This window comes from Cutibacterium sp. LaCa_255 (genome assembly GCF_057458005.1).
Genome location: NZ_CP190956.1, coordinates 2,093,977 through 2,106,900, shown reverse-complemented (window position 1 = coordinate 2,106,900; position 12,924 = coordinate 2,093,977). Strand labels below are relative to the sequence as shown.

At 62.5% G+C, this 12,924-nt stretch carries 12 protein-coding genes; 5 read left to right on the top strand and 7 right to left on the bottom strand.

Going from position 1 to position 12,924, the window contains the following annotated elements; all coding sequences use genetic code 11:
* The first annotated feature begins 223 nt into the window (after positions 1–223).
* Positions 224–1,576, top strand: coding sequence for a phosphoglucosamine mutase (glmM, locus tag ACP8ML_RS09565; RefSeq protein ID WP_065673580.1), 1,353 nt, complete (start codon positions 224–226; stop codon positions 1,574–1,576).
* Positions 1,577–1,685: 109 nt separating this feature from the next.
* Positions 1,686–2,354 carry a hypothetical protein gene (locus tag ACP8ML_RS09560; protein WP_249361280.1) on the top strand — a complete coding sequence of 223 codons (669 nt, stop codon included), beginning with the start codon at positions 1,686–1,688 and terminating at the stop codon, positions 2,352–2,354.
* Positions 2,355–2,391: 37 nt separating this feature from the next.
* Here the strand turns inward: ACP8ML_RS09560 and coaA are convergent, their stop codons facing one another.
* Positions 2,392–3,375, bottom strand: coding sequence for a type I pantothenate kinase (gene coaA, locus ACP8ML_RS09555; RefSeq protein ID WP_036976191.1), 984 nt, complete (start codon positions 3,373–3,375; stop codon positions 2,392–2,394).
* A 129-nt stretch (positions 3,376–3,504) separates the two neighbouring features.
* The gene (locus tag ACP8ML_RS09550; protein WP_065673582.1) at positions 3,505–4,521 is read right to left on the bottom strand and encodes an esterase/lipase family protein; all 1,017 of its coding nucleotides are present in this window, start codon (positions 4,519–4,521) and stop codon (positions 3,505–3,507) included.
* 178 nt (positions 4,522–4,699) lie between these two features.
* Here ACP8ML_RS09550 and glmS point away from each other — a divergent pair, with 178 nt between their 5' ends.
* Positions 4,700–6,547 carry a glutamine--fructose-6-phosphate transaminase (isomerizing) gene (gene glmS / locus ACP8ML_RS09545; RefSeq protein ID WP_117189384.1) on the top strand — a complete coding sequence of 616 codons (1,848 nt, stop codon included), beginning with the start codon at positions 4,700–4,702 and terminating at the stop codon, positions 6,545–6,547.
* Between the two features lie 65 nt (positions 6,548–6,612).
* Here the strand turns inward: glmS and ACP8ML_RS09540 are convergent, their stop codons facing one another.
* Genes ACP8ML_RS09540 through ACP8ML_RS09525 form a run of 4 tightly spaced genes read right to left on the bottom strand, consistent with a single transcriptional unit; the run spans position 6,613 to position 9,644 of the window.
* A complete protein-coding gene (locus tag ACP8ML_RS09540; protein ID WP_016666051.1) occupies positions 6,613–7,386 on the bottom strand; it encodes an amino acid ABC transporter ATP-binding protein in 774 nt (257 codons plus the stop codon).
* Complete coding sequence (locus ACP8ML_RS09535) at positions 7,383–8,048, bottom strand: amino acid ABC transporter permease (protein ID WP_117189383.1); 666 nt, start codon at positions 8,046–8,048, stop codon at positions 7,383–7,385. Before ACP8ML_RS09535 ends, ACP8ML_RS09540 begins: the two co-directional genes overlap by 4 nt.
* Positions 8,032–8,691 (bottom strand): amino acid ABC transporter permease, encoded by a 660-nt coding sequence (locus ACP8ML_RS09530; protein WP_117189382.1) that lies wholly within the window; start codon positions 8,689–8,691, stop codon positions 8,032–8,034. Before ACP8ML_RS09530 ends, ACP8ML_RS09535 begins: the two co-directional genes overlap by 17 nt.
* A 23-nt stretch (positions 8,692–8,714) precedes the next feature.
* The gene (locus ACP8ML_RS09525) at positions 8,715–9,644 is read right to left on the bottom strand and encodes a transporter substrate-binding domain-containing protein (RefSeq protein WP_117189381.1); all 930 of its coding nucleotides are present in this window, start codon (positions 9,642–9,644) and stop codon (positions 8,715–8,717) included.
* Between the two features lie 267 nt (positions 9,645–9,911).
* On the opposite strand from ACP8ML_RS09525, the gene ACP8ML_RS09520 reads away from it, so the two are divergent.
* Together ACP8ML_RS09520 and ACP8ML_RS09515 are read left to right on the top strand one after the other, a co-directional pair.
* A complete protein-coding gene (locus ACP8ML_RS09520) occupies positions 9,912–10,259 on the top strand; it encodes a holo-ACP synthase (RefSeq protein ID WP_065673585.1) in 348 nt (115 codons plus the stop codon).
* A 113-nt stretch (positions 10,260–10,372) separates the two neighbouring features.
* Positions 10,373–11,539 (top strand): ROK family protein, encoded by a 1,167-nt coding sequence (locus tag ACP8ML_RS09515; protein ID WP_138774614.1) that lies wholly within the window; start codon positions 10,373–10,375, stop codon positions 11,537–11,539.
* Between the two features lie 13 nt (positions 11,540–11,552).
* On the opposite strand, the gene ACP8ML_RS09510 is transcribed toward ACP8ML_RS09515, so the two are convergent.
* On the bottom strand, positions 11,553–12,869 hold the full coding sequence (locus ACP8ML_RS09510; protein ID WP_249361267.1) for an ABC transporter substrate-binding protein: 1,317 nt from the start codon (positions 12,867–12,869) through the stop codon (positions 11,553–11,555).
* Positions 12,870–12,924 lie beyond the last annotated feature (55 nt).

The window sequence follows — 12,924 nt, the reverse complement described above, 5'->3', positions numbered from 1 at the left end:
GTAGACGAGAGAGGGTTTCTGTAACGCGCGTGGTTTGCCCGGGAAATCGCCAGCTCGCTGTCATCTCTCGTAGCAGCACCCGAGGTGCTCATCGGTAACTCCACGGGTGATCTGAAAACCCCTCGAAGACACTCCCGACGCCAGTTATCGAATCAGCCCGATCCCGGTGGGCTCAGCGGGTATTTCGTTCACTTGGTGTGAGCGGTGGGTAGAGTGGCACTTCGTGGCACGACTTTTTGGAACTGACGGAGTGCGCGGTGTGGCCAACCAGGACCTCACCGCCGAACTGGCCCTCGACCTCTCGGTTGCGGCCGCCCACGTCCTGGGTGAGGCTGGCGCCTTCGGGCACCGCCAACCCACCGCGTTGGTGGCACGTGACCCTCGCGCCTCGGGCGAGTTCCTCGAGGCGGCCGTGTGCGCTGGTCTGGCAAGTGCAGGAGTCGACGTCCTGCGCGTGGGCGTCATCCCGACTCCGGCCGCGGCCTACCTCGTCAACGAGTACCGCACCGACCTCGGCGTCATGCTGTCGGCCTCTCACAACCCGATGCCTGACAACGGCATCAAGTTCTTCTCCCGCGGCGGTGTGAAGCTCCCCGACGACCTTGAGGACGCCATCGAACAGCGTATGGGGGAGCCGTGGGCCCGACCCGTCGGCGACAAGGTTGGACGCATCCGTTACACCCCGCAGGCCGTTGACACCTACGTCGACCACTTGGTGCGTTCCTTGAGACAGCAGGACACCCTCAAGGGTCTGAAGATCGTCCTCGACACCGCCAACGGTGCCTCTTACTACACCGCCTCGGCCGCCTTCAAGGCCCAGAGTGCGGAGGTCGTCGCGATCCACGACCAGCCTGACGGCCTCAACATCAACGAGCGCTGCGGTTCCACTCACCCGGAGAAGTTGCAGGCCAAGGTCGTCGAGGTCGGGGCCGATATGGGCCTGGCCTTCGACGGCGATGCCGACCGCTGCTTGGCCGTCGACCACGAGGGCAACATCATCGATGGCGACCACATCATCGCCATCCTTGCCCTGGCTCTGCAGGAGGATCATCGCTTGGCCTCCAACACCGTTGTCGCGACGATCATGAGCAACCTCGGCCTCATCCTGGCGATGCGTGAGCACGACATTCACGTCGACCAGACCAAGGTCGGTGACCGCTACGTCCTCGAGTCGATGAATGCGAACGGGTTCTCGCTTGGCGGCGAGCAGTCCGGTCACGTCATCATGAGCGAGTTCGCCACCACTGGTGACGGCGTCCTCACTGGTCTGCATCTGGCAGCCCGCGTCGCCCGCACCGGCAAGACCCTCAAGGAGCTCGCCTCGGTGATGACTCGTCTGCCGCAGGCCCTCGTCAACGTGCGCGGGGTCGACAAGCTGCGTGCCGGTATCGACCCTGACGTCAACAAGGCGGTTGCCGATGCCAACCAGAAGCTCGGTGACACCGGGCGCGTCGTGCTGCGCCCGTCGGGCACCGAGCCGGTCGTGCGCGTCATGGTCGAGGCCGCCACCCAGGAGGAGGCTGACCAGATCTGCGCCGAGCTGGCCGAGACCGTCAAGAGCTGCCTGGCTCTGTGAGGCTCTGATTATGGCGTTGTTCCGTCGCCGCCCTGATGCCGACCTACCCGGTCTGGACGTTGGGGCGGCGAGTCGGTTGCGTGGCATGGTCGAGGAGTCTTTGTCGGCCATGGGAATCGACGCGAGGGTCGAGGGTGATCATGCCGTTACCTCTGTTGGTGACATCCCTCTGGTCCCCATGGTCGACGAGCTCGACGGTCATGATCGCCGGGACTGGCAGCTGGTCGTCGACGAGCTCGTCACCCGCATGGTGCGCTCCCTCCTCGACGGGGCGACCCGTCTGACCGACGCTACCCTCGCTGGCCACGTCGTCGTGAGGATCCTGGGAGACCGGGAGCGAGCCGGACGCAGTTTCGACTACGCGCGTCCCCTGGTGTCCACCGCGACGGGGTCTCCGATCCCGGGACTCGTCGTCGCCCTGGCGTGGCTGAACGACGAGGTCGAGCTTCTCAACGACGCGGCTCTGGTTGAGATTGACGATCTGGACGCCGCTTACCGTCGCGGCTCGGAGAGGTTGGCGACCGTCTTGGCCGACGGTCTCGACGTCGCCCGTGAGGGGAATGTTGTCACCGTGAAGGGGTCGTCCTGGCTGGTGTCCTCGTGGCCCCTCGTCACGGGGTTGGGGCAGCCCATCGTCGATGAGGTGGGAAATGATGTCCTCGTCGGGATTGAGTCCCCGGACAAGGTCTTCGTGTCGGCGATTGGCCATGCACACGAGCTGGATTGTGCCTTGTCGCCGTCACGAGTCGCAGACCCCTTTGCCTGGCGCATCGGCTGAACAGTCGTTCCGGTCGACCGTGGCCACGCGGTATTGCTCAGACCTTCCGAATCCACACGTTGCGGACCTCGTGGTCGGGGCCCTTGTGGAGGATCGCGGTGGCGCGTCCGCGGGTGGGCAGCACGTTCTGCACCAGGTTTGGGCCGTTGATGGTGTTCCAGATCTCCGTGGCCACGGAGATGGCCTCGTCGTCGGGCATGCGCGCGTAGTCGCCGAAGAAGGAATCCGGATCGGTGAATGCGGTCTGACGTAGGGTCAGGAACCTGTTGATGTACCACCGAATGATGTCGGTTTCCTCGGCGTCGACGTACACCGAGAAGTCGAAGAAGTCGCTCAGCGCCAGCCCCATCGTCCCGCTGCTGCGGCGACGTGGTGGTTGCAGGACGTTGAGGCCCTCGATGATGAGGACGTCTGGTTGGCGGACGACGAGCTGCTGGCCAGGGACGATGTCATAGGTGACATGGGAGTACACCGGGGCAGTGACCTCGGGCATCCCGGACTTCACGTCGACGACGAATTTCAGCAGCGCCTTGCGGTCGTAGGACTCCGGGAACCCCTTTCGCGACAGCAAACCACGCTCTTCGAGAATCTTGTTGGGGTAGAGGAACCCGTCGGTCGTCACCAGATCGACGACCGGGCGACGGGGGGAGCGCCCCATCAATTCCTGCAGCAGACGGGCCACGGTCGACTTGCCTACCGCAACCGACCCGGCGATTCCGATGATGAACGGGGTACGTCGCATGCCATGGCGGGTGAGCTGCAGGAAGTTGTAGGAGGCGTCGAAAAGGGCGCCGGTGTGCATGCAGTACAGATGGATGAGCTGAGTCAGCGGCCGGTACACCTCGACGACATCACGGTGGCTCGTGGGGTCGCCGAGACCACGGATGCGATCCAGGGTGGCCTCATCAATGTCGATCTCGGTGGAATCAGCAAGGGCGGCCCAGGACTCCCGCGACAACTCGATGAACGGGCCGGGTTCGGTGTTGTCGTCGTCTGCGGGGGCGGGCGGGGTGAGATTCACGGTGGACACCTCATCGTGGCTGTACATGACGTCGAATGACTGTACTCATCGGAGGGCACTCTGCACAGCCGAATGCGCTGACGGCGCAGCCCCGCAGGGCCGCGCCGTCAGTGTTGAGGACGGACACGATCAGCCGAGGAAGGGCTGGGGGACGCAGACGACTGGCTTCGCCTGGTCAGGATCCAGGGCGTTGACGGCCATCTGGTACACGTTGGTGTCGTAGGTGAAGTTGACATGGCTGGCGTGGTCAGAGTGGCAGATGTTCTGAACGAGGATGTTCTTGACGCCGGGCTCGTACAGGAAGGCGTTGGTGAACGGCACCACGGTGTCGTCGTAGCGGCCTTCGATGACTGTGTACTTGACGCCGGGGCGGGTCACCGGGCCGTTGCCGTACAACTCCTTGTTGAAGTTGGAGGAGCCGAGCTGTTGTTCGTAGCTGGCGATGTGGGCCTTGTCGAAGGCACCCTCGATCTGCTCGTGGGTGGCCTCGTCAGCGGCCTCGTTGACGAACTTGGAGACGGCCGTCGGACCGAGGCCATGGTTCGACGGGGCGAGGGCGATGAGTTTGTCGACCTTCTTGTCCCCTCCGAGTTTGGTGATGTAGTAGTTTGGTAGCGGGCCACCACCCTGGGACCACCCGATGAGGTCGACCTTCTTGGACCCGGTGGCTGCGAGGACGCGGTCAACGAAGCCGGAGACGGCCTTGGCGGAGACTCGGATGTCACCGGTGTAGGCGAAGTTCGGCAGCAGCTTCAGCCCGTTGAAGTTCGGGGAGAAGACGCAGTATCCGGCCTTAGTGAGCTTCGGGGAGTACATCGACCAGGATGCGTAGGCGTCGGAGTTCGTGCCGGGCAGCAGGACGACGGGGTTCTGCCCCTCACGCGGTTTGCAGCCGAAGTCGTTGGCCCCCTGGGGATTGGTACCAGGGTGGGCCAGGGCGTAGATGGAGGCTGGGTAGGTGAACAGCTTGCGGGGTCCGTCGCCGGCAGACGGAATGCCATCCGGGCTGCCGGGCATGGTGATCTCGGGCGGAACCGAGGTATCGGTTTCGGCGGCATGTGCCGGGGCAGCCGAAATGGCCGCGAAGGCAGTGGCCACGACGGTGGTCAGGGAGGTCAGGACTGCTGCGAACTTCTTTGATCTCATGCTTTTCCTCAATCTTGCGTCGGTGCAGGATGTGAGAAAATCTATGAACCGGCAGGGTCACGGTGGGCTGTGCATCCGCAAACCAGGTCATTCGTGCAAACGGCATTGTTGGCGAGTGTTCAAATGGGCAGGCGTTTCGGTTCGCTAGAACGCTCATGATTCATGTACGTTTCTTGCCATGTGTGGAATTGTTGGGTACTGCGGCCATCGACAGGCTGAACGTGTCATCATCGACGGGCTGCGACGTCTCGAGTACCGAGGATATGACTCAGCCGGACTGGCGGTTGTGGCGGGTGGAAGCCTGCACCGGGCCAAGAAATCGGGCAAGTTGACAAATCTTGAGGAGGAGCTCGCTGCTCATCCGCTCCCGGAGTCCAACCAGGGCATCGGCCACACCCGCTGGGCGACCCACGGTGCCCCGACCGACGAGAATGCCCACCCCCACCTGTCCTTCGACGGCCGGGTCGCGGTCGTCCACAATGGAATCATCGAGAATTTCGCCTCCCTGCGCGCTGAGCTTGAGGGATATGGCGTCACCTTCACCTCGGAGACGGACAGCGAGACGGCCGCTCACATGCTTGCTCTGCAGATGCAGCAGGGTTCCTCGTTGGCCGAGGCCATGGGTGCGGTGGCCTCTCGTCTCGACGGCGCTTTCACCCTCGTGGCCGTCAGCGCCGACGCCCCTGACACCGTCGTGGCCGCTCGTCGCAACTCCCCGCTGGTCGTTGGCCTGGGGCAGGGGGAGAACTTCCTCGCCTCTGACGTCGCCGCTTTCATCGAGCACACGCGTGAGGCCCTCGAGCTGGGTCAGGACCAGGTCGTCGTGCTGACGTCCGAGGACGTCACCGTCACCGACTTCGACGGAAACCCCAGCCAGGCTCGCCCGTACCACGTCGACTGGGACCTGTCGGCGGCCGAGAAGCAGGGCCACGACTGGTTCATGCGCAAGGAGATCTTCGAGCAGCCGCGTGCGGTCGCCGACACCCTGCTGGGCCGCTGGTCTGACCGTGGAGAATTGGTCCTCGACGAGATTCGCATCTCCCCGGAGGATCTGCGACGCATCACCAAGATCGTCGTGGTGGCCTGTGGATCGTCCTACTACGCCGGGATGGTCGCCAAGTACGCCATCGAGCACTGGACCCGAGTGGCCTGCGAGGTCGATCTGGCCAGCGAGTTCCGCTACCGCGACCCGATCATCGACCCGACGACCCTGATCGTGACGATCTCCCAGTCCGGCGAGACCGCCGACACCCTCATGGCCATTCGGCACGCCCGTGAACAGCATGCCAAGGTCATCGCGATTTGCAATACCAATGGTGCGACGATTCCGCGCGAGTCCGACGCCGTCATCTACACCCACGCTGGCCCGGAGATCGGCGTCGCGTCGACCAAGGGATTCCTCACCCAGGTCGTCGCCTGCTACCTCCTCGGCCTTTACCTGGCCCAGGTGCGTGGCATGAAGTACGGCGACGAGATCCGCGGCGTCATGTCCGAGCTGGATCAGATGCCGGGCAAGATCCAGGAGGTCCTCGACGAGATCGAGCCGGTCTACGAGTTGGCGCGAGTCATGGCCAAGGAGGAGGAAGCCGTCTTCTTCCTCGGACGCCACGTCGGTTACCCAGTGGCTCTGGAAGGTGCCCTTAAGCTCAAGGAGATCGCCTACATGCACGCCGAGGGCTTCGCCGCCGGCGAGCTCAAGCATGGCCCGATTGCCGTCATCGAGGAGGACACCCCGGTCTTCGTCGTCGTGCCTCCGAAGGGTCGCGATCAGCTCCACGACAAGGTGGTTTCCAACATTCAGGAGATCCGCGCTCGTGGCGCCAAGACAATCGTGCTGGCCGAGAGCGGGGACGAGGATGTCAGGCCGTTCGCCGACACCTTCATCGGTCTGCCGCCGTGCTCGACCCTGCTGCAGCCCCTGGTGGCAGCGGTCCCGCTGCAGGCCTTCGCCTGTGAGCTGGCCACCGCCAAGGGTCACGACGTCGACCAGCCACGCAATCTGGCCAAGTCCGTCACGGTGGAGTGATTTCTGCACGATTTCGCCCCCGGAATCCGAGGATTCCGGGGGCGACGTGCGTTCTGCGTCAGGGGTCAGCGGGATGACTGCTCCTGGTGATCAACCTCGTCGAAGTTGAAGATCTGCAGGAAGGTCTTGGCACGCTCGCTCGTCGGGTTCGTGAAGAACTGGTCCGGTTCCGAGATCTCGACGATCTGTCCGGCGTCCATGAAGACGATCCGGTCGGCGATCGCCCGTGCGAAATCCATCTCGTGGGTGACGAGGACGAGGGTCATGCCGTCCCGGGCGAGCTCGAGGACGACGTCGAGGACCTCGCGGACCATCTCGGGATCGAGGGATGCCGTCACCTCATCGAGAAGGACGACTTCTGGCTCCATCATGAGTGCTCGCACGATGGCCGCACGCTGCTTCTGGCCGCCCGAGAGCTGACGGGGCAGGGCGGAAGCCCGGTTGAGCAGCCCGACGCGGTCAAGAAGTCGACGGGCACGTTCCCGCGAGACCTCGTTGGGTTCGTGCTTGACGAGCCGCGGGGCCAGCAGCAGGTTGTCCTCGACGCTCAGATGCGGGAACAGCTCGTAATTCTGGAAGACCATGCCGACGCGTTCGCGCATCTGGCGCAGTCCTGACGGGGTGTACTCGAGGGCCTTGCCGTCGAAGGTGACGGTGCCCGAATCGATCGTCTCGAGGCCGTTGATGGTACGCAGCAAGGTGGATTTACCACATCCAGAGGGCCCGACGATGACGACGACCTCGGACCGGGCGACGTCGAGAGAGACATCGCGCAGGGCCGTCACGCCATTGGCATAGGTCTTGGTGACCCCTTCGAGGGTCAGGTGATGATCTGTCATGACAGCGCCATCTTCCTTTCGAGGTGACGGGAGTACAGGGAAATGACGAAGCAGACGACGAAGTACAGGCAGAAGACCGTCCCGTAGATCCACAGCGCGGTATCCGGATGTTCGAAGCGGTTGCGGTCGATGATGGCTTGGGCCACCTTGAGGATCTCGACGACGCCGATGAGGGAGACCAAGGCTGTCGTCTTGATCATGCGGGTGACGAGGTTGACCGTCAGCGGCACGAGCTGGCGAAGTGCCAGCGGCATGACGATGTGTCGTCGTACCGCACGGTCGGACATGCCCAGGGCCTGGGCGCTGACGATCTGGTGGTGGGGGACCGCCGCGATGGCACCACGGACCAGATCGCCCATCTCCGCCGTGCCCCACAGCGTGAAGACGATGATTGCAGCTGCCTCGCCACTGACATCGAGACCGGCCACTTGTGCCATGTCGAAGTAGACGACGAAGAGCAGCACGAGCTGGGGAAGCAGCCTCAACGCCTCGACATAGCCGCGAGTCAGGATCCGCAACCACAGATGTCGGGAATCCATGACGAGGCCGAGTGGGATCGCGAGCATGATGGACAACACCATCGAGACGAGGGCGATGCGCACCGACACCCACAGTCCCTGCAGTAGCAGGATCCAGGTCTGGGGGTCAAGCAGTGGCTGCATGACGACGCGTCCTCCTTTCCAAGTACCGGCCCAGCAGGGCGACCGGGATGAGGATGAGCAGGTAGAACACGACGAGGAGGAAGAGGGCCTCGGTCGTCGTGTAGGAGTTGCCGATCTGTTCCTTGGCTCGGTAGACGAGGTCGGGCAGGGCGACGACCGACACCATCGAGGTCTCCTTGATGAGGAAGATGGTGTTCGCGGTGAGGGCCGGCATCGCGGTCGCCACGCCTTGGGGCACCAGGACGTGGATGAACGTCTGACGACGGTTCAGCCCGAGGGCTGCGGCGCTCATGCGATGGATCGTGGGAATCTCGTCGAGTCCGGAGCGCAGCGCCTCAGCCATGTAGGAACCGCCCAGGAAGGTCAGCCCGACGATGGCGCAGGTCTCGCCGGACATGGTGACGCCGACCTTCGGCAGTCCGTAGAACAGGAAGAACAACTGGACCAGCAGCGGGGTGTTGCGCGACAGCTCGACGTACACGGCGACGATCTGGCGTACCACCGGGATGCGGAAGTACTGCACGGCCGCGCAGAGTGCGCCGAGGAGGAGTGACGCGAGGACGCCGATGATGCCGATGCGAGCAGTGAGGGCGGCCGCCTCCGCATAGAGCGGAAGCGACCGTCCGATGACGTCGAAATCCATGTGATCTGACGTAGGGGTGAGCCCTACTTCCTTCCACCTTCGATGACGAGCTGGTCGGGCTTGATGGTGTCGCCGTAGACCGGCTCCAGGGTCTCCTTGAAGTTCTTGTGGAAGAACTGCTCCTTGCCGAGCTTGACGAGGTCGTCGTTGATCCACTTGCGCAGCGGGTCATTGCCCTTGTGGACGGCGGGGGCGATGGTCGCCTTGTCGCCGAAAGAGGTGATTCCGGTGACGAACTTCTTGTTCTGGCGCGTGAACGCCACGGCCTCAGTGTTGTCGGTGATCCAGACATCGCCGCGGCCGTCGGCCAGGGCGCTGGTGACTTCGGCGTATTCCTCGAACTTCGTCACCTTCCACTCGGGGTGGTGCTCCTGGATCCAGGCGTCCTGGCTGGTGCCCTTGACGACGAGGATCTTGGCGTTGTCGAGGTCGGAGACCTTCTTGACCGGGTGGTCCGTCGGGGAGACGGCACCGAAGGCCACCTGCATGTACGGGTTGGCGAAGTCGACTTTCTTGGCGCGGTCCTTGGTGACGGTGAAGTTGGCAAGGATGATGTCGACCTTGCCCGACTTGAGGAACTCGACCCGGGACGCGGCGTCGACGGGGACCCATTCGAGCTTGACACCCATGTCCTTGGCGAGACGCTCGCCGTAGGTGATGTCGTAGCCCTGGTAGGTGTTCTTGCCGGTGAGGGATCCGAAGGGGGCCTTGTCGGCGAAGGTGCCGATGTGAATGGTGCCGTCCTTCTTGATCTGCTCAGGGGTGCGGGTGCCGACGTTGCTCGCGGTCTCTGCAGAGCCTCCGGAGTCCCCGCCCACGTCAGGGGATCCACACCCGGCAGTGGCGCCGACGGTCATCAGTCCGCAGAGCATGGCAGCGACGACTGCCTTGGTGCGGGTGCTAAGAGCGGTGCGCGGGTTCGTGGCCCGGCCGTGACGCATGATGCGGGACATGGGGAATCTCCTGTTGTTGATGTGTCCTCTGTGCTTGGAATATCACATTGGACTCTGGCGCTCCGGTCAATGTGGACAGTGATATATCTCTATTTGGGCGCGCCATGAAGCCAAAAACGTGGTTTCCGAAACCACTGAAAATTTGTTGAAAATGTCTTTTATATCGATATGCCATACCAAATAATGAGAATATGCGCTCTATGGGATCAGCGTCAGGGAGCATCCGCGATGCAACGGTGTGCAGTGTGCAACGCATAGTCTTGACGGGTGATCATGGGAATCGGGGTGGACGTCTGCGATGTCTCCAGGTGGGAGGCCGCTGTCGAGCGTCATCCGGGGATGGTTCGCAAGGTCCTCGCCGAGGCCGAGGCCCGGACGCCGTTACGCTCCCAGGCTGCCCGATTTGCCGCCAAGGAAGCCTTGTATAAGGCATTGGGCGGGAGAGACGGGCTGTCCTGGCAAGATTGCGAGGTGGTGTCCGACGGTGGCGTTCCGCAGTTCGAGTTGCGCGGATCCCTGGCACGACGGGCATCCGACCTGGGGGTGACGCGGGTGCATCTCTCGCTGAGTCATGACGCTGGAGTGGCGGTGGCCATGGTGGTCTGCGAGGGGTGACAGCGTGGACCGTGCGCACAGGCCACAGCGCGATTCTGGGTGCTGAGACCAAGGACTTGGGACCATACTCGGTGACAACACGTCACAGAGCTGATGAGTGGTAAGGAGCATGTGTGTTTGTCGACCCGCGAAAGGCTGCACCCTGGGACAGGGGGTTCGGTGCGAGGAGTGTCATTCCGCGCAAGGTGCTCGATGGCTTGCTTCGCCACGGGCCGTGCACTCGGGCCCAACTGAGTCGGATGATCGGGGTTCCGAACGGATCAGTCACGAAGGCCGTCAACGTTCTGCTCGATTGCGGACTGGTGGAGACCGGGGAGTTGACTACGACTAGGGCCCAGTCCGGGATGGGACGTCCGGGAGAGATCATCAATCCCAACAGCAGCCGTCTGAGTCTCTTGGGGATGAAGATCCTCCCAACCGCAATAGTTGGGTGTCGGACGAACCTGGCGGGTGATGTCGAGCGATCAGAGATGATTGAGACCGGGGGAACCACACGTGACCAGATCCTCGCCGGATTGTTCGACGCGGCTGGTCGGCTCGTGGAGGAGAGCATCGTCATCGGGATAGGAGTCTCGATCGGAGGAATCGTCGATACTGACCACGCCACCCTCTTGTTCAATGACTTGGTCGAGGCGGAGCCCGGAAGGATTCTTGACGGGCTTGCCGAACGCCTGGGGGCCCCTGTGTACCTCGAGAACGACGTTCGGTGTCTTGTCGCGATGGAACAGCGAGTAGGACTTGGGCGCCGGACCCCCTCATTCAACGTCATCACGGTGGGGATGGGCGTCGCCGTGTGCATCGTCGATGAGGGTGTTCAGGTGCGTGGAAGTGACGGTGAAGCTGGTCTGCGGCAGCACGTCATCACCTATTCGCGCGAATGCGAGCAGTTTGTTCCGGCATCTCGAGTACTGACAACCGGCCCGGTCACAGCGCGGGCAGCGGAGCTCGGTCTCCCCACCGACATCGATCAATTGGCGGTGTTGGCCGAGACCGACGCGGATGCGGTGGCTGAACTGGGACGATACATGGCAGTCGGTTTGGCACCGATCATCGCGAATCTTCAGGCATTCACGGATCCGCAAGCCTTGCTGGTCGGAGGAGAGCTCGGTCCAATTGTGGAGACCGGCCTTGACGAACTCGAGCGGGAGGTGGGACGCATCACCGGAGGATGCGCCCACCTGCCGCCCGTGCATTTTGCTGATTGGAATTTCGAGGACTGGGGTCGGGCTGCTGCGATGACCGCCTTGGCGCTCCTGCTGGCGCCCGAACCCAGTCCATGATCGGGTCAATCAGTTATCGGATGGCCTTGTTCACGCGCTCATTCTGTTTGATGAAGACAGATGGTTTTTCCGTTCCCATCCACACCGAATCCAATGAGGGCTGCAGGATGGAGTCGACAGTGGCCGCGTTGTCGACGATCGGATACAGCGCAGTTTCACGACGTTTCACCCGATCGGTGAATGGCGTCACGTCGAGGCCTTCCTCGTCAAAGGCCTCGATTGCCGCTTCGGTCCCTCGTGGCCGAGCCGGGAACACGATGGCATCCTGTCCCATGACGACTTGGCATGCGTCAGAGCCGAGATAAGACACGAGTTTTCCTGCCTCGGTCTTGTGCTTAGAACTCCGCGATATCGAGTCGCCGAGACCGTTGTACAACGAAACCGGATGGCCAGATGGTCCGCTCGGAAGGGGAGCAATGCCGAGTTTGATCCCCTTGAGATGAGCATAGGTCTGAAGCATCCACGAGCCGGTGAGACTCATGGCGACCTTTCCGGACCCGAGCTGTTGATCACTGGTCACGCTCTTGCCGAACTGACCCATCTTGGGCATGTACCCCTTACGAGAGAGGCCGGTGTACCAACCGATGGACTTGATGAACCGGGGATCGTCGTATTGGAATCGAGTGCCCCACGTGGGCTTGTCCGTATGACGCCAACCGGTCGACAGGGCAAAGGGGGACCAGTTTGTCTGGCCGGCATAGTCGAAATACGGGTCAGTACCAAGCGCGTACTGCTTCACATGCGCCGGGTCGAACGTCGGGTCATCGCCCCGACGTCCCTTGTCATCGATGGCGAGTCTGGCCAAGATCTTCTCGAGGCTGCCCCCGTCATCTGGGTTCCAGGTCGCAGTTTCCAGTTCCTTCGTGGTCACTCCGGCGTCTTCGAGCTTCTTCTGGTCGTACATCAGGGCGATGGTGTCGTAATCTTTCGGCATCCCGTAGAGGTGTCCGTCGTCCCCGGTCCACAGGGATGTCAGACCGGGCATGAAGTCAGAGGGCTTGACCTTTCCAACGCTGTCCACCTCGTCCAGCGGTTGCAGGACGTTTCGTCGCATGAACTGCGGATAACGGCCGACATGGTCCGTGAAGACGTCGGGGGCTGTCCCGGCGACGAAGCTGGCGGTGAGCTTGGTCCAATAATCGTCCCATCCGATCTGAGTGATTCGAACCGAAATGTCAGGATTCTCTGCTTCAAACCCGTTGATGCACTTCGCATAAGAGGGAAGCTGATTTGCGTCCCACAACCAGTAGTCGATCTGGGTCCTGTTGGATGTTGTTTGGCTGCATCCCGCACTCGCAGCAGCCATTGCGGCGACGAGGGCAAGTGACATGATTCGGGACCGGATTTTGCGGGAGTTTCTCTTCTTTTCCTTCATGATTGATGAC

Coding starts and splice junctions, on each gene's coding strand:
- ACP8ML_RS09550 (WP_065673582.1), bottom strand. CDS start 4,521: ATGAGATCAAAGAAGTTCGCAGCAGTCCTGACCTCCCTGACCACCGTC.
- ACP8ML_RS09560 (WP_249361280.1), top strand. CDS start 1,686: ATGGGAATCGACGCGAGGGTCGAGGGTGATCATGCCGTTACCTCTGTT.
- ACP8ML_RS09525 (WP_117189381.1), bottom strand. CDS start 9,644: ATGTCCCGCATCATGCGTCACGGCCGGGCCACGAACCCGCGCACCGCT.
- ACP8ML_RS09540 (WP_016666051.1), bottom strand. CDS start 7,386: ATGACAGATCATCACCTGACCCTCGAAGGGGTCACCAAGACCTATGCC.
- ACP8ML_RS09530 (WP_117189382.1), bottom strand. CDS start 8,691: ATGGATTTCGACGTCATCGGACGGTCGCTTCCGCTCTATGCGGAGGCG.
- glmS (WP_117189384.1), top strand. CDS start 4,700: ATGTGTGGAATTGTTGGGTACTGCGGCCATCGACAGGCTGAACGTGTC.
- ACP8ML_RS09535 (WP_117189383.1), bottom strand. CDS start 8,048: ATGCAGCCACTGCTTGACCCCCAGACCTGGATCCTGCTACTGCAGGGA.
- ACP8ML_RS09510 (WP_249361267.1), bottom strand. CDS start 12,869: ATGTCACTTGCCCTCGTCGCCGCAATGGCTGCTGCGAGTGCGGGATGC.